The sequence below is a fragment of the Marinomonas sp. TW1 genome, assembly GCF_001625355.1.
Taxonomy (GTDB): Bacteria; Pseudomonadota; Gammaproteobacteria; order Pseudomonadales; family Marinomonadaceae; genus Marinomonas.
In genome coordinates this window covers 30,042-47,150 of record NZ_JSEE01000007.1, presented here as the reverse complement: position 1 = coordinate 47,150, position 17,109 = coordinate 30,042, and the positions used below count along the sequence as shown (strand labels likewise).

Here is a 17,109-nt window from a genome sequence, read left to right as displayed (position 1 = left end):
AACAGAACTGTCTATCAGACTGGACAACCTATCAAACACAACCGCCTGATAGGCATACGAGGGGTTACTCTTGTGAATCTAAGTAACGCTCAGCATCCAATGCAGCCATACAGCCCGTTCCAGCAGAGGTAATGGCTTGACGATAAATATGATCACTGACATCACCGGCAGCAAACACACCTTCAACACTGGTTTGTGTCGCATTACCTTGTGTACCAGACTGAACTTTCAAATAGCCGTCTTTCATGTCCAATTGGCCTTGGAAAATATCGGTATTTGGCTTGTGACCAATCGCCACAAACAAACCCGCGACAGCCAAATCTTTCATCTCACCTGTTTGGTTATTCTTAATGCGCACACCAGTAACACCAGTGCCATCACCCAACACTTCATCTAGTTCCGAATGCCATTCAATGTTCACATTGCCATTGGTCGCTTTATCCAACAGTTTATCGGCTAGAATTTTTTCTGAACGGAATTTATCACGACGGTGAATCACAGTAACCGTCTTAGCAATATTCGATAGGTACAGCGCTTCTTCAACGGCTGTGTTACCCCCACCAATCACCGCAACATCTTGATTACGGTAGAAAAAGCCATCACAGGTTGCGCAAGCTGATACGCCTTGTCCCATGAATTTGCTTTCGCTTTCAAGCCCTAGGTATTGAGCACTGGCGCCCGTGGAAATGATCAGAGCATCACAGGTGTAGACGCCACTGTCACCTTCCAAACGGAATGGGCGGTTTTGCAGATCAACTTTGTTAACGTGATCAAAAATAATTTCCGTTTCAAAACGCTCTGCGTGCTTACGCATGCGTTCCATTAGTTCAGGACCTTGCACGCCTTGATCATCACCCGGCCAGTTATCAACTTCGGTCGTCGTGGTCAACTGACCACCCATTTGCATACCCGTGATCATTACAGGATTCAGGTTCGCACGAGCAGCGTATACAGCGGCCGTATAACCAGCAGGTCCTGAACCTAAAATCATTAACTTAGCGTGTTTTACATCGCTCATTTTGTTGCTCCTGTAATTGAATGTTTGCTCGATAGACAGATCTATCAGCGAAATGTTGTGGTGAATTCTACCGAAAAATACAAAAAATGCTTAACAAAAAATCTTCATTAGTGAAATAGGGCTTATCTATGACTTTTCAACCGTCACGCGCGCCTTTTCTGAACAAACATAGCATGCGGGATCTTGTGTTAATTGCATTTCCCGCCAACTCGCCTGAAAACCATCAAACAGCTTCAATGAACCATGTTTTACGACACCAGTCTGACTCACCACTTTTATGGCTTCCAAAGCTTGATAGACACCAAGCAAGCCGACAACCGGCGACAATATACCACTTTCATTACAACTTAATGCTTGGTCAGATAAGGCAGGATATAAACACTCATAACAGGGCGAATCTTGCTGATCATACAAGAAGCTGACCAATTGCCCTTCCCAACGAATCGCGGCGGCACTGATCAAGGGCGTCTTCAATTGCCAACACGCTCTATTAATGGCTTGTCGCGTGGTAAAATTATCGGTGCAATCAAGTACGGCATCCACTTTCGCAATCACGTTTTGCAAGTTTTCATCCGACAACCTTTGTTCAATCGTTTGAAATTCTGTACGGGCATTTTTAGCGCGTAACTGACTCACCGCAGCTGCAACCTTGGTTCGCCCTATCTGGCTTTCTTCATACAGAACTTGGCGCGGCAGATTGCTGTTTTCGATACGATCATCATCCGCCAACAACAAATGCCCAACACCTGATGTTGCCAAATACGTCGCCGCAATGTTTCCCAATCCCCCCAAGCCGACAATCAGCACTTTCGCCTGCTTTAATCTAAGCTGACCTTCAACATCAAAGTCTGCAAGCAATAGTTGACGACTATAACGGTCTAACTCAATTTCGTTCATGTTCACCTTACTTTTCTTATGATTGATTCTGCCCGAGTGGTCAATTTTTTGCTAAAATCCTTTTATTACCCATTCGATGAGCAAACAGCATGAAATTCCCCGGCAGACGTAAACTCAAGCACTACTTTCCAGTATCTCAACCTAAGCCCATCTTACCATCCATTGATGTGCAACCGGACAAAGATACCTACATTGTTGGGTTAGACGAAACCATTGTTGATGTAGTCGCCAATGTATCCGATGAATTTCTATCGCAGTTTAGCATCCACAAAGGGTTATCCAATTTAGTCGACACAGAGACGGCGTCTGCCATCTATCGTGAACTGGCTGCTCAAGGCTGCATTTCGGATCATTTTGCAGGCGGAACCATTGGCAATACCATTCACAATTATTCGGTCCTGGCCGATGATAAGTCTGTGTTGCTAGGCGTCATGTCCGCCAACATCACCCTAGGCTCACCCGCTTATCACTATATTTGTCATACCAGTAGTAAGGTAGACATGAACCATTTACAAGGCGTATCTGGTGACATAGGTCGAGGTATCACCTTAATCACGCCAGATGGTGAACGCACCTTTGCCATTGCGCCAGGTGACATGGATGAGCTTAATGCAGAACACATTCCTGAACACATCATTGCTGGCAGTGCCGCATTAGTCACTTGCGCCTACCCATTACGTCACCAAGGAAAACCCATCAAACAAGCCATGTTGGCGGCTTTAGAGTATGCGCATCAACATCAAGTACCAACGGTTCTCACCCTTGGTACCAAGCATCTAGTAGAAGAAAACAAAGACGAATTACTGGATTTGATCAAACGTCATGTTAATGTCCTAGCTATGAATGAACTTGAAGCCGAGGCATTAACAGGCCTGTCTGACCCTCTGCAAGCGGCCGATCAAATTCTCGAATACGTGGATATTGTATTATTAACAGCCGGACCTGAAGGCATGTATCTATGCGGCCACACGGAGGATGCGGTAAAACGCGAAACCACAAACCCAATTAAATCTGGTCGCCTTGCGGATTTCAATCGCTGGGAATTCAGTCGTCCTATGCTGCGTTCCGCTTGTCAAAATCCCATCAAAGTCTTTTCTCATATCGACCCTTACATGGGTGGGCCTGAAAAAATCCGCAACACCAACGGCGCGGGTGATGGTGCTTTATCCGCTTTACTGCACGATATCTCTGCTAACCATTTCCACAAAGACAGCTTACCGAATTCCAGTAAACACGCAGCACCTTTCCTAGCCTATTCTTCATTCGCTCAGATTTGTAAATATTCGAACCGAGTGAGTTATGAAATTCTTGCGCAAAACGCACCGCGTCTGTCTCGTGGTTTACCCGAGCGAGAAGATAGCCTAGAAGAAGCTTACTGGGAACGCTAATCTAAACAGTGTTACTACAGGTCAACCGAGACAAAAAAAGGCCATGCAATTTTCTGCATGGCCTTTCAATATTGACGGTTAAATTCACCGTGAGTGGTGCTTAACTCATTGCCTCAATGCCCAGCGCCTCATTGCGCTCAAACATGCGATCCAATTCCAGCAAGATAACCAGCTCTTCCTCTTTTTGGTAAACCCCTTGAATAAACATCAAGGCCTCATCATTACCAACACTAGGACTCTGCTCTATCTCACCTTGATACAAATAGAAGACTTCTTGCACGGCATCAACAAGTAGACCAATCTGCTCACCATCATGCTCCACAATAATAATACGAGTATCATCCGTAATGGTGCATTCTGGCAGACTGAAGCGAACACGTGTGTCCACGACTGTGACGACGTTACCACGTAAGTTAACGATACCAAGCACATAAGAAGGCGCACCCGGAACAGGAGCAATTTCGCTGTAACGCAAAACTTCCTTAATCTGCATGACGTTAATGCCGTATGTTTCGTCAATCAGTTTAAAAGTAAGGTATTGAAGCAATTCACCTTTCTTGCTTTCTGTAAGACCTTTACCCGTTTCGTTAATAGGTGCTAATTCAGACATGGCTCATATCCATATTCAATTTAATAAAGAAATACTCTAGAACTCATCATATGCCCTAGCATAGCCAAGTTATGATGAGTCTTCGAGCTAATTTAAGTAACAATTAGTTGTCTTGTTGTATACCAACGATAACCCAGTTACCGCTTGCAGAAGACAGATTTTTCTCTAAATGCCAAATTTCATTTGTTTCAGAGGTTTCATCCCCCTCTTTAATCCATCCTGAGAATTGCAACGAAATCGATGCAGTGGATCCAGAGATTTCACCGCGCACTAATTCCACCATCAAAGAAACGACTTCTGTCACTGGCTTATTATCACCATATTTCGCGCGCTCAGTCACCAACATGTTGTACATCTCAGGGCTGACATAATCTAAGATAGTATCAAAGTTGTTGTCATCCCAAGCTTTTTGTAGCAACACATAATGGTTCTTCGCTTCTGCGACAAACGCTTGCTCATCAAAGCCCGGTGGCAGCTGCATTTCAGGCATACCGCCAAAACCGGACAAGCCAGGCATAGCATTTGGTTGAGCAGGTTGAGACGCACCAGACATATCACGGTACATACCACCAGCTTGCGCCTGCGCTTGAGCCGCTTGACGTTTTGGTGCAATGAAGAACTTGTAAATCAAGAAACCGATCAAGGCAAATAACAAGATATCACCGAACGAAATACCATCAAAAGCACCACTACCTAACAAAGCAGCAAACAAACCACCCGCCAGTAGACCGCCTAACAAACCGCCACCTAGACCGCCTAAAAGACCTTTGCTTTTAGTTGAGCTATTCGTGCCGTTAGTCGCTTTAGAGGTCGAATTAGTCGCACTTTTTTGTTTGGAAATAGAGAAACTTTTACCAAAGCTCTTACTGCCACCAAACTTTTTAGCCTGCACTTCGGCGCTGTAACCGCCCGCGCCGATTGCTAAAATAAACGCCATAAACATGGCAAATGCCGTTGTTTTCACTGTTTTTCTCCGCTTAATTAAAATTCACTAGACCGACTGCGTCGCGCAATTTAACAATACTTTCTCTTGCACGGGTACGAGCTTTCTTCGCTCCAGCCTGTAATACTTCTTCAACAAACGCTGGATTGGCCATTAATTCGTGATATTTTTCACGAGCTTCACCTAATTGACCATTCACAAGCGCAAATAGTTCCTTCTTCGCTTCACCCCAAGCGATACCGTCAACAAACTTTTGGCGCATCTCAGCCGTTTGTTCAGGTGTTGCGAACGCTTGGTAAATATCAAATACCGTTGAATCATTTGGATCTTTCGGCTCACCCGGTTCCAACAAGTTGGTTTTAATCTTGTTAATACCTTTTTGCAGTTTCTTCTCTGTTTCAAACAACGGGATCGTGTTGTTGTAACTCTTACTCATCTTACGACCATCAAGGCCTTTTAGGATCGATCCTTCTTCACCAACCACCGCTTCTGGTAAGACAAAATGTTCACCAAATAAATGGTTAAAGCGGCCGGCAATGTCTCGAGCCATTTCAATGTGTTGAATTTGATCTCGTCCAACCGGCACTTTGTGAGCATTAAAGGCAAGAATGTCTGCCGCCATTAGCACAGGGTAACAAAACAAGCCCATCGTAATGCCGAAGTCTGGGTCTTGTTCGTTGGCTAGGTTTTCGTCTACCGCGCCTTTATAGGCATGCGCACGATTCATCAAACCTTTTGCGGTAACACAAGTCAGTAACCAATTCAGTTCCGTAATTTCTGGAATATCGGATTGACGATAGAAAGTTGCTTTGTCCGTATCCAATCCACAAGCCAGCCAGGTCGCTGCGATTTCCAAACGAGACTGTTTCACACGCTCTGGATCTTGGCATTTGATCAAAGCATGGTAGTCAGCTAGAAAGAAGTAAGATTCCGTATTTTCTTGACGGCTTGCTTCGATCGCAGGACGAATCGCGCCCACATAGTTGCCTAAATGAGGAGTGCCTGTGGTGGTAACACCGGTTAAAACAATTTCTTTCGCCATTATTGTTTACTCTTTTCCTACTTTACAAAGTGTCAAAATGTGCGCTTACCTTATCACAAAACCTTGCTTTAGCACTGCCTGCAATGGAATATTTAATTCAATGTTTTCATACACTTTTTTGCTTTCGTTATTGATGGCGACAAAAGCCACAAAATCAAGTCATGGGCTTATTCCCTTACGAGCCTTTGCCCCATAACGCCTCTAGCAATCCCGAATGACGTTTAATGCGAGACTCCGCCGCCAAACGAATGAGCGAACGACTGCCCCACAAGGTAAACCGTCTCTTTGCTCTGGTAATACCGGTATAAACAAGCTCTTTTGTCAAAACAGGGGATGGCGTCATAGGCAACACCAACGCCACCTCAGAGAATTCAGACCCTTGAGATTTATGGACCGTCATGGCAAACACCACTTCGTATTCATTTAATCGACTCGGCAACAAGCCAACAAACGTCCCATCTGGTTGCATAAACCAAACCCTGAGCCGCTGTTCTTGATCGGCCAAACATATGCCTATGTCACCATTAAACAAGCCTAACGCAGCATCGTTACGAGTCAAAATAATGGCTTTTCCTGGATACCAAAGATGAGGATCTCGCAACAAGCCGCGTTGATAAAAATGTTGCTCCAGATAGGCATTTAGACGCTCAACCCCAAATTCGCCTTGTCGTACCGCTGTCAGAATCTGGTATTGAGAAAACGCTTGATAAACCGTTTTAACCTCACCGCCTTCGCGAACGGCTCGCCAATACTCATCATAGCCTTTCGCTAAACGCACTATGTCAGGTTTAGTTTGATTCTCGTCCGGTGCATGCCATTGCACGTCTTGATAATCTTGATCAAGACATGCCATCACGAGATTCGCCTCCCCCGCGTTCATGGCTTTCGCTAAATGGCCTATACCACTGTCGGCATCAAAACGATAACTTTTACGCAATAAGGTTAATACTCGACTGACCGGTGGCGCCGCCACATTGGCAAAGCGGGTCACCTCTTCTCCCGTACAAGCGAACAAATGATCCGCCCAATTTGGTTGAAAATACGCCCGCTCAATACCAAAGGACAAATCCCCTAACACACTACCGGCTTCGACCGAGGCCAATTGATCTTTGTCACCTAACAAAATCAAACGCGCATGGCGCGGTAAAGCATCAATCAGCTTCGCCATCATCGGCAAATCAACCATGGAGACTTCGTCGACCAACAACACATCCAGATGCAATGGATTATCATGATGATGCTTAAAGCGGCTGCGCCCAAAATCACTTCCTAACAAACGATGTAATGTACATGCCTGCTCTGGAATGGCCTGTTTAATATCCTCACTAAGGGGCAAAGAGGCCTTGGCTCCGGCGATCGATTCGGTCAACCGAGCGGCCGCTTTTCCTGTCGGGGCCGCCAGCTCAATGCGCAACCTTTGACCTTGTTGCTGAGCTTCCGCCACCAGCAAGGCTAATAATTTCGTCACTGTGGTGGTTTTCCCCGTTCCCGGACCACCGCTAATCACCGAAAATGGCAAGCTTGCCGCATTAGCTACCGCCACTTTCTGCCAATCCAGCTCATGGCGATCAGCAGGAAATAACGCGTGAATCAGGGCGTGATCAAATGGCCGAGTTGGTGCCGAAATTTGACCGTTTATATAACCTAATACCGACTGTTCATATTGAAAGTAACGGTAAAGATACAAGCGCGTTCCCGCTAATACCATCGGTTTTTCTGTTATGGCGTGAGCTTGGCTAACAAGCTCTGATTGCCATAACCGCTGACACCACTGCTCAACAGAATGCACACCTGACGTCATCAAGACGTGCTGTAATTCATTCGCCGATATGCCTTCTGGTGGCTGCGACCACACATCGGTCAAGTCCAAACAAATGTGCCCAGCTCCCAAGGCCGCACTGGATAATGCGCCGGCCATTAACACCGCCGCATGAGATTCTCCAGCATGCGTCGCCAACTGCTCAATCCATTGCATATCAATGGCTTTTAATACACCGCGGTTACGCCAATCCGTTAAAAAATAAGGCTCTTCCGCTAGCCTATCCGCATCGGCATGTAACCAATCTAATTGCTTAGAAGAGTCCATATTGTATTGCCTCGTGAGAAGTCGGTTGATCACGGTCGTCACTTTCAACGGTCGATTTACCTTGGAACAAGTCATCCATGGCATTGACATGCGCCAGAGTCAAACGCGTACGGAACACGCCCGTCTCTTTATGTGGTGACATACCGCGCAAAAAGCCATAAACCACGCCGCCAATATGTTGTTCATAATCATAGTTTGGCAGACGTTGCCTTAACAATCGGTGCAGAGCTAAGGTGTAAAGTTGATATTGCAAATCATAGCGATGATCCAGCATCGCATGATTTAATGCCTCTTTGCCGTAGTCGTTAAAGTCTTCGCCCAAATAGTTGGACTTATAATCCAACACGTAATACCGCCCCTGCCACTCAAACAATAGGTCAATAAAGCCCTTCAACATGCCTTTTAGCGGACGATCTTGAATCCTCGGCGCTTGCTTAGACAAAGGGTCATGGGTTCTGGCAATCGCATCCAATTGCAATGCATTCATATGGCTGACCGGCAAGAAAAACTCCATCTCCTTTCGACAAGCCGACACAGGTAATGTGGCCAAGGTCGCTCCCTCAACCAATTCCGTTTGCAAGATGTCGGGCAGCCACTCAGTTAACACCACCTGCCAATCCTGAAAGCCATTACGTTGATAATAAGCCGCCATGTTAGTTTGCTGATTCGTGCGGATCAGATCCGCAAAGCTAGGTTGATCAATCGTCTCAAGTAGCGCTTTCCCTTCAAGCAGATCATGCAAAAACGTACCTGGTGCCGCCCCTCTTGGGAAAGTAAAGCGGTTCGCTTGCGGTTCTGCTGCTGGCTCAGCAAGCGTCTCAGGTAATGGCACTGACATGGCATCTATTGGCTCAACCGTCACCAGTTCATCTAAACCAGGTAAGCTTTCATCACGAATCTCTTTGTCTTCCACTACCAATGACGAATAACTGCCAATCCACCAGTCTCGCTCCACTCTGCCGCTAAACTCACGTGCGTTCGCGGAGTCTAATGGCGCTTGTTGCATTTCAAATCGAGGCAGAACCAAAGGTTCTGATGGTAAATCGACAAGCTTCATTTGTTCAGCAGAATGAGCCTCACACAGTCGCATCAGACTTGGGTATAAATCCCCAGCAGCAAAGGCTTCACCTTCTGACAATAACGCACCGACACCGCTTAAATGCACCTCTAACGACGCCTCTCGACTCTTAGTCGCTTTTTTACCAACCTCCATACAGCCAATAAAACACGCCTCTTTAGAGCGAGTTAGTGCCACATAGGCCAGGCGAATCTCTGCGGCATACAATTCTTCTTTATGTTGTTCAGTTTGCGTCTCATCAGGGTCAATAGCAATCCACAATTGCTGCTGTGCATCATGATAAAGAGCGGACTTTTCCCTATCCTGATACGGTGTCAGAGCAAAAGGCAAATACACAATGGGGTATTCCAACCCTTTACTCTTGTGAATGGTCACAATACGCACCAACTCAGCATCCGTTTCTAAACGAATCTTTTGCTCATCACTGTTGCCATTTGGTGACTGGATAGACAAACGAAGATAGCGCAAGACGCCTTCTTTCGAGTCCAATTCTAAGGACTTTTCCTGAAGTTTTTCAGTAAGGTGTAAGAAATCAGTGAGTCGTCTTTCGCCGTCTACGTGTCGCAGCATGTTGGGGGCTAAGCTCACGTCCTGCATAAAAACGCGCAGCATGGGCAATAAACCCTGTTGCTCCCATAAAATTAAATACCCTTGAAAAGCCTGTACCCACTTTTCGTACACCACATCGTCATGATTCAGGGTGTCCAATTCCAACAAAGACCAATCCACCAAGCTGGTCGCCAACGCCGAACGTAACTTACCTTCTTGGCCATTAGACAGAATCGCCGTTAAGACAATCAACAACTCTCTGGCTTCAACCGTCTCAAACACCGAGCCTTTGTCACTCAAATACACGCTGGCAATGCCACGTTGACGAAGCGCTTCTTTCAACGCATTGGCTTGGCTGAAATTCGTCACCAATAAAGCCACATCCTGAGGCCGCACCCCTTGACCAGATACCGTCGCTTGTTGCTGCTGCCCAGCTAATAAAAGTTCATGCAAGTGGGCGGCACAAGCGTCGGCCATCTGCTCACGATAGTCTTTTGGTGTTACCGGCTCGTCAGATGTTTGATACAAAAATTGTAAGGCCGCTTGTGTTTCACCTTGGCGCAGAAATTGCCCCGTCACCCCGCGGTCTTGTACCGCCACAAACGGAATGCCAGACACACGAAACGGAGAGTCTTGCGTGGTAAACAACCCATTAACAGACTGAATCATGGCGGCGGATGAACGGTAATTGGTGGCCAGTGAGTAAACGGTATCGACCTGCTGTTTGGCCGCCAGATAGGTATAAATATCAGCACCACGAAAGGCATAAATGGCTTGCTTAGGATCACCAATCATAATCAAGCCAAGACTGGTCTGCGTGGGGTTGGCTGGCTGGTAAACCTCAGAAAAAATACGATATTGCACCGCATCTGTATCCTGAAACTCATCGATCAGCGCGATAGGGTAAAGCTGTCGAATCCGCTGCGCTAACTTGCCGCTGTCGTCTTGTGTTAATGCCTGATCTAAGGAGGTTAGCAAGTCTGTAAACGTCAGCGATTGCGTGGCGCGCTTCCATTCAGCCATGCGCTCTTTCACCTGTTGCCACAAGGACACTAACAACACCGCTTTAAGCTTACCAGCTTCAGGAAAAGCTTGTCGCAATTCGGCCACCAGCCCAAAGAAAGAATGCTGCGGTGCCTCCCCTCCTTTGCTGATGCGAGTCGCGTGTTCATTGGCATCGAACTTCTCCAAGCATTTATCCAGTTCAAAATGCCCAGATGTCGCCCATTGCTGCATCGCCGCCAAATCTTTCGCCGGGTCCTTGCGCCAGAAATTACGTTTAATACCACTGTTATCTAATGCATCAATGATCTCTTGTGACTGTTCCAGCCAAGTGTCACGGACAACTTGAATCTGCTGCTGGGCTTTCTGCAATGCCGCTTCCCAATCATAATCTGGCGCCGAGACCTTAGCGTCGGGCTGATTATTCAACAGGTATAAATCACGCAGCAAAGCGTCTGGCGTTGCCCAAATGGGCTTGACCAAAGCCGCTTTGCTGTCACTCATCGGATAAAACACACGCCGCCAAACGTCTTTCACCGCCATTGCAAGTGGCGCTTGCTCGTCCGTTTCGATGGTTTGCTGAAACAGCATACGGCTTTCAAAAGCATTTTGACTGAGCATACGCTGACAAAAACCATGAATGGTAAACACCGCCGCTTCATCCATTTGCTTCTCAGCATAAAGCAGTTTTTCTATCGCATCCGCTTGCTGTTCTGCCGTCATGACATTGAGCCATTGAGACAGAAACACATCGTCACTCTGCTGCAACATTAAGGCTTTACGCGCCCCTCGAATACGAGCTCGAATTCGCGCTTTTAATTCCGCGGTGGCCGCTTCGGTAAAGGTCACCACTAGAATTTGATCGACCGTTAATGGTCGCTCTAAATCCCCTGACTGCCCCGTTGGCACCAATAAACGCAAATACAAGTTGGCAATGGTATAGGTTTTTCCTGTTCCAGCACTGGCTTCAATAAGACGTTTGCCAAACAGAGGAAACGACATGGCATCAAGCGTTTCCGGAATACTTTGTAGGTGATCAATGTCGCTCATTCTGCTTGCTCCAGATGTCGATGCATGGGCAACCAGACCTGCTCACAAAGGCTCACAAAATGAGCTTTGTGTGCCGTTAGATCAGGGAAATAACGTTGCCAATAAGCATCCTCTACTTCACTTGAAGTAAATGCGCTACTGCTTTCTTGATAAGTTTTTAAAGCCTGCTCCCATGCTGCATCCTGGTCTTCTGCGGTTTTACTGGCACAATAGCTTTTGCACCAAGCATCCGCACTTTTTGCCGGAAGTGGCAAAGGCTGAGACAAACCGGATTGCAACAAGGTTGTCAGCTCAAGCAGATGCGCTTGAGCCTCATTAGGCGGCAATATCGCAAACTCATGCTCAAGCAACTTGCCGGTTTTCAACAGATTAATCAGATGATGTTGCCTAGCGGTGCCTTGTGCACACAAGGCCAAATGCTCAATCCAAAAACGCATTTTTTGATTGGCGGATACATCCCCCATACGGTAGGACAAACGCGTGGTGGCCGTCGGCATGTCTAACCAAGTTTGCAAGGTCAAAGCGCCTAATGACAGATGAACCTCTAACGGCGGTAACGTTGCCAAATCGTATCCTTGTAGGACTTGATATAGCTGACGACATTGTTGCTGACTTTGCGCCAAGGATAAACGGCCAAACGCACCGTATGGCATCACGCCAGTCAGTACTAAACGTTGCAAAAAGGTCTGTTCTTCCCCCTTCAACATGGCTTGTAATAAAGCATCTTTTAACTGATAGCCTGTTAAACCATCAAGGGCAAAGGGTTCGTCTTCCAGCTCTTGCTCTTCTTTTAAAGACAAGTAAGCTTTCAGTCGGCGCTGGGTAAAATAACGCGTCGGGTGACTCATAAAACGTACGATTTCATCGAGCGCTAAGGTGGCGGTCCCTTGTTCAAATCTGGCTAAAGGAGAGACGTCTCGCGCAACGTCTTGTTTTTTTGTCATCAAGGCGGGCAGCCAATGCTGGTTAAAACTGTAAAAAGCGGTCGGACTCTTGCTCGTTTGATAATACAGTCGGTTGAACGGCTGCAATGGGTGCTCTGTCACCACTTTATGCAAGAAAGCCTGTTGCGCACTCTCTGGCGTAAGGTCTTGGTCCTCGTCAAAGACACAACTTTGGCTTAAATACTCCAGTAATTCACTCAATAAGATGGATGGATTTTTCTCGCTGTTGTCTTGAATACTGCGACCAACATAGCTTAAATAAAATACCTCTCGGGCAGACATCAAGGCTTCTAGAAAAAGGTATTTATCGTCTTCACGGCGGCTACGGTCACCGCTGCGATAATGGCCAACCATCAAATCAAAGCCCATCGGCGCCACGCTACGAGGATAATCCCCCTCGTTTAATCCCAACACACAGATCACCTTAAACGGCACTGAACGCATTGGCATCAAGGTACAAAAATTAACTCGACCGGCTAGAAATCGTTGACTGCCTTGTGATTCTTGCAGTCTAGGCGCGAGCAATTGCCTGAGCACTAATTGGTCTAAGACCTCATCAAATTGGGCATGCTGCCACTCTGACATTAACGCATCGAGCTGATTCGCCAATAACTCTCGGAAGGTGTCCTGCTCTTCCAGCAAGAAAAAATCGTCCGCCAACGCATACAGTGTTTGCACCCAACCACTCGGCTGCAGTGGTTGTTGTAACGTCTGTTGGGCTTGATGTATCAACGCCAGAAATTCGGCGAGTTTACCTGCTACCGCGGCTTCTAAGCCTTCAACATCGCCATAACTCAAGGTTTCTTGCCAAATATGATCGTGCCCCATGGCATAACCTAACAACATGCGGCGGACCCCATTCAGCCAGGTGTGTGAGACTTGTTTCGGCAGCTTGTGTTGTTCCGCGGTTTGCTCATCCAATCCCCAACGAATGCCCACTTCCACAGACCATTGACGAATTCGATCCAGTTCATGAGCGGACAGGTCAAAGCGAGCCATCACCGCAGGCACTTCTAAGACACTGATCAATTCGGACAAGGTAAAACGGCTTTCGCCCAACCCCAACAGATATAAATACGCTTCAACAATGGGGTTTTCCATGCCACCCGATTGATCAATCAGGGCGAATGGAATGTGCTTACGGCCTTCCGCCTGACCAAACACTGCACGAACAAACGGGCTGTAAGTATTCACATCCGGTAACATGACAATGATGTCTTTTGGCGTCAGCTGTGGATCACGCTCAAACATATCGAGCAATTGGTCGTGAAGCACTTCCACTTCTCGTAATGGACTGTGGCACACATGCACTCGAACACTCTGATCATCGGCGGTGATTGGGTGCCGATAGCGACTGTTACTTAGATGGATATCCGTTTCTTGTTGCGCGCCATAGTTTTCAAGGGTGAGCACATCCTGCTGAACCCATTGCAACAGCCCTGAGCGATCAGCCGTTTGATAGTCTTCAAACACATCCAATTCATCGTTGGCAATGTCTTGCAGTTGCCCGATGTAATCTCGCCCTAAGCGCCCCCAACTAGCAAGTAAAGGGTTAGCATCAAGGTGTAGCGCCTCTAGCCGCAGACCCGGCTTTACATTCTGACGTTTAATTTCACGGCCAAGATAATGCTTATCCACCACATCCCCCCAGTAAAAACGACAGGGATTCTGTAGAAATAAATGCACCTCGATCCAACCTGAATCGGCCAGCACTCGAAGGGACTCTAGGGTATTAGGCGGTAAGGACGACACGCCAAAAATAAAGATTCGCTCCGGTACACCACTTGGGCGTGAGCCAGATGCACAGGCTTCCGTTAGCGCTTCGATTAAATTACCACGGTGATACAGAGAGGCGCCTTGTTGACTGATGTCCGCAACAAGATCGCGCCATAAAATGGCTTGCCAAGGCTGCTCCGAAAAATGCTGCTGTAAAAATGAGTCCTCAACATGATTGGCTTCCCAAGCGGCAATCCAATCAGGTCGATACACCAAGTATTGATCGTAAATATCCGCAATGCTGCTACACAGTTGAAAACGTCGTACCTGGCTGTCATCCTCACTCAGATACCAAGCTAACGCGGCAAACTCAGGCTCAGCCAACCTTGCGTCTAAAATACGCATTAACCGCCACACTAAAAACGGCTTATTAAATTCACTTTGTGACGGAATGTCCGCTAAGGCTTGTTTAAAGGTGTGCCAAACAAAAGTAGAAGGCAAAGGAAACGCTAATCCAGCCGAAATGGAATGAGATTCCGCTAAGCGCATTTTTAACCACTGGGCCATCCCCGGGTTCTGCACCAGAATGTGTTCGTCGTCAAATGGATTTTGCGGTGGCGAAACCGCAAGAATTTTTGCCAGCAATACTGCTAAATCTTCGAGTCTATTGCCAGTGTAAAGCCGAAACATACCGAGTCCTTATACGCCACGTTGCCCAAAACAACTCAAGACAAGAGTATAACAACAAAATCAATCAGGTAGAGACAAAGGAAATAAGTTTGGTGGAGCTAAGCGGGATCGAACCGCTGACCTCTTGCATGCCATGCAAGCGCTCTCCCAGCTGAGCTATAGCCCCACATCACGCCACGGCGTTTTGCAGAAGATATCTTTTTAACAATAAGAAACCTTAAAGGGAAGTGTTTTATGGTGGAGCTAAGCGGGATCGAACCGCTGACCTCTTGCATGCCATGCAAGCGCTCTCCCAGCTGAGCTATAGCCCCACAAAACAGCGCAGAATTCTATGGGTGCGGATGTTCCCTGTCAATGCTTTATGATGAATTTTTAATACTATTCTGAAATTAAAACTTAGAGCCCTCTCATAAAAATTGATATCATCAACAACATCTTAAGACATAACCCTAGAGTAATATATGACCCACTTTCCCACGGTGTTGGATGACTTAATGATGGCTCAACAACCGATTCTCAAACGCAATAAAGAGGTCTTTGGTTATGAACTGTTATTCCGTGGAATGGATGCCCAAAAAGCGCAATTTTCAGATGGTGAATTAGCCACCAGCCAAGTACTGGTTAACCTCTGTATTGGTATTACAAAGTTAGAGTCACAGCTAAGAAAGCCCTTTTTCGTTAACATGACCACGGAACTCATGCTATCGGATGCTTTTTTTCCGATCGACCATGACACGGTTTACATTGAAATCCTAGAAAGTCAGCGGCTAACACCTGAATTTTATCAAGCGATCGAAAAATGGCGAGCGGCAGGCTATCGCTTTGCGCTGGATGATTATCACTTTGAAGCAGACTATGAGGCTTTATTGCCTTGGGTTTCCATTGTCAAAATTGATGTGCTTGCCACGCCACCGGAAAAATACATGACCGAGATTGCTTCACTAAAGCGTCGCGGTATGGTTTTACTGGCAGAAAAAGTAGAAAACGCAGCCATGTTTGAGCTGTGTAAAAAACTCGGCTTTGACCTCTTTCAAGGGTATTTCTTACAACGCCCTGAACTCATCAAAGGTAAAAAAATTGATTCCGCCACTCATGGTGCGATTGAACTGGTGAATGCTCTCCAAAACAAAGACATTAGCATTGATGAGATTTCCCACCTAGTCGCGAAGAACCCCAAACTGTCTTACCAATTACTCCGAATTCTAAACAGCCCTGTTTGCGGTATTACTAAGAAAGTGGTTTCTATAAAAGAAGCGGTTATCTTTCTAGGCTTGGTAAAACTAAAGCGATGGGCATTATTGATCACTTTAACCTCATCGACCTCGCAACCTAATGCTTTGCTAAAAGTGCTATTAACTCGCGCGAGGTGCTGCCAACTTCTAGCGGAAAAGAATCAAGCCTCACTATCGGAGTCTGCTTTTATGGTTGGCCTGATGTCTGGAATAGACGCGGTGTTTAATGTTGAGAAGCAAGTGATATTGGAACAAACGGCTCTGGAGAACGACGCGCTTGCGGCTATTCTTCATCAAGCTGGCGAGTTAGGACACTATTTGACACTCACATTAAGCTGCGAAGAGCAACAATGGCAAAACATCGAAGTACTAAACAAAACGCAACGCTCTGAGTTAAATCAAGCGTTTATTAATGCCATGTTGTGGTCTGAAGAGGTTATGCAGTCAATTTGTTAATTATTTTTCGTTAAACAATTGACAGCCAAAGAAAAAAACATAAAATACGTTTCACCTTTTTCAAGGCCAGTGTGGTGGAATTGGTAGACACGACGGATTCAAAATCCGTTGCCGAAAGGCGTGGCGGTTCGAGTCCGCCTACTGGTACCATTTAGATGAAGCCCTAGCTATTCTTTAGCTAGGGCTTTGTTGTTTCTGGGATTGCCCCTTTTATATCAAGTCGAAAACCTCTTCGTATCTAACTTCTAAAGACGGCCAATCTGCCAAAATCATAACCACCGTTATAAAAACTCCAGCTCCCCTCCTGTTTTTCTGTGTGTGGGGGTAGTGGCGTTGTAAATCTTTTGACTACTCAAAGATGCTACCGAAGCTAAGTTTTAGTCCTACATATGCATGAAGGACTAGGCT

Annotated in this window: 10 protein-coding genes and 3 tRNA genes; 3 read left to right on the top strand and 10 right to left on the bottom strand. The window is 46.4% G+C overall.

The annotated features are described in order from the left end of the window. Window positions 1-64: 64 nt before the first annotated feature. Window positions 65-1,018 (bottom strand): thioredoxin-disulfide reductase, encoded by a 954-nt coding sequence (gene trxB / locus OA79_RS07690; RefSeq protein WP_063332648.1) that lies wholly within the window; start codon window positions 1,016-1,018, stop codon window positions 65-67. 126 nt (window positions 1,019-1,144) lie between these two features. After that, window positions 1,145-1,915, bottom strand: a complete 771-nt coding sequence (locus OA79_RS07685; protein ID WP_063332647.1) for a HesA/MoeB/ThiF family protein — start codon at window positions 1,913-1,915, stop codon at window positions 1,145-1,147. Between the two features lie 89 nt (window positions 1,916-2,004). Here OA79_RS07685 and OA79_RS07680 point away from each other — a divergent pair, with 89 nt between their 5' ends. After that, window positions 2,005-3,303 carry an inosine/guanosine kinase gene (locus OA79_RS07680; RefSeq protein ID WP_063332646.1) on the top strand — a complete coding sequence of 433 codons (1,299 nt, stop codon included), beginning with the start codon at window positions 2,005-2,007 and terminating at the stop codon, window positions 3,301-3,303. Between the two features lie 100 nt (window positions 3,304-3,403). Here the strand turns inward: OA79_RS07680 and OA79_RS07675 are convergent, their stop codons facing one another. The 8 genes from OA79_RS07675 to OA79_RS07640 all read right to left on the bottom strand — a co-directional run bounded on the left by OA79_RS07675 (window position 3,404) and on the right by OA79_RS07640 (window position 15,324). Next, the gene (locus OA79_RS07675; RefSeq protein ID WP_231908829.1) at window positions 3,404-3,913 is read right to left on the bottom strand and encodes a chemotaxis protein CheW; all 510 of its coding nucleotides are present in this window, start codon (window positions 3,911-3,913) and stop codon (window positions 3,404-3,406) included. A gap of 103 nt (window positions 3,914-4,016) precedes the next feature. Then, window positions 4,017-4,877, bottom strand: coding sequence for a Tim44 domain-containing protein (locus tag OA79_RS07670; RefSeq protein WP_063332645.1), 861 nt, complete (start codon window positions 4,875-4,877; stop codon window positions 4,017-4,019). A 13-nt stretch (window positions 4,878-4,890) separates the two neighbouring features. Continuing rightward, a complete protein-coding gene (locus OA79_RS07665) occupies window positions 4,891-5,898 on the bottom strand; it encodes a tryptophan--tRNA ligase (protein WP_063332644.1) in 1,008 nt (335 codons plus the stop codon). Between the two features lie 175 nt (window positions 5,899-6,073). After that, window positions 6,074-7,984 carry an exodeoxyribonuclease V subunit alpha gene (gene recD / locus OA79_RS07660; RefSeq protein WP_082825413.1) on the bottom strand — a complete coding sequence of 637 codons (1,911 nt, stop codon included), beginning with the start codon at window positions 7,982-7,984 and terminating at the stop codon, window positions 6,074-6,076. Beyond that, window positions 7,971-11,663 (bottom strand): exodeoxyribonuclease V subunit beta, encoded by a 3,693-nt coding sequence (recB, locus tag OA79_RS07655; protein ID WP_063332643.1) that lies wholly within the window; start codon window positions 11,661-11,663, stop codon window positions 7,971-7,973. The genes recD and recB overlap by 14 nt, the downstream gene beginning before the upstream one ends. After that, the gene (gene recC, locus OA79_RS07650) at window positions 11,660-15,013 is read right to left on the bottom strand and encodes an exodeoxyribonuclease V subunit gamma (protein WP_063332642.1); all 3,354 of its coding nucleotides are present in this window, start codon (window positions 15,011-15,013) and stop codon (window positions 11,660-11,662) included. Before recC ends, recB begins: the two co-directional genes overlap by 4 nt. Window positions 15,014-15,103: 90 nt before the next feature. Next, window positions 15,104-15,179, bottom strand: a tRNA-Ala gene (locus tag OA79_RS07645). Window positions 15,180-15,248: 69 nt separating this feature from the next. After that, window positions 15,249-15,324 (bottom strand) — tRNA-Ala (locus tag OA79_RS07640). A gap of 150 nt (window positions 15,325-15,474) precedes the next feature. Here OA79_RS07640 and OA79_RS07635 point away from each other — a divergent pair. Both OA79_RS07635 and OA79_RS07630 read left to right on the top strand, forming a co-directional pair. Further along, window positions 15,475-16,701, top strand: coding sequence for an EAL and HDOD domain-containing protein (locus tag OA79_RS07635; protein ID WP_063332641.1), 1,227 nt, complete (start codon window positions 15,475-15,477; stop codon window positions 16,699-16,701). 65 nt (window positions 16,702-16,766) lie between these two features. Next, window positions 16,767-16,851 (top strand) — tRNA-Leu (locus OA79_RS07630). Window positions 16,852-17,109: the final 258 nt, after the last annotated feature.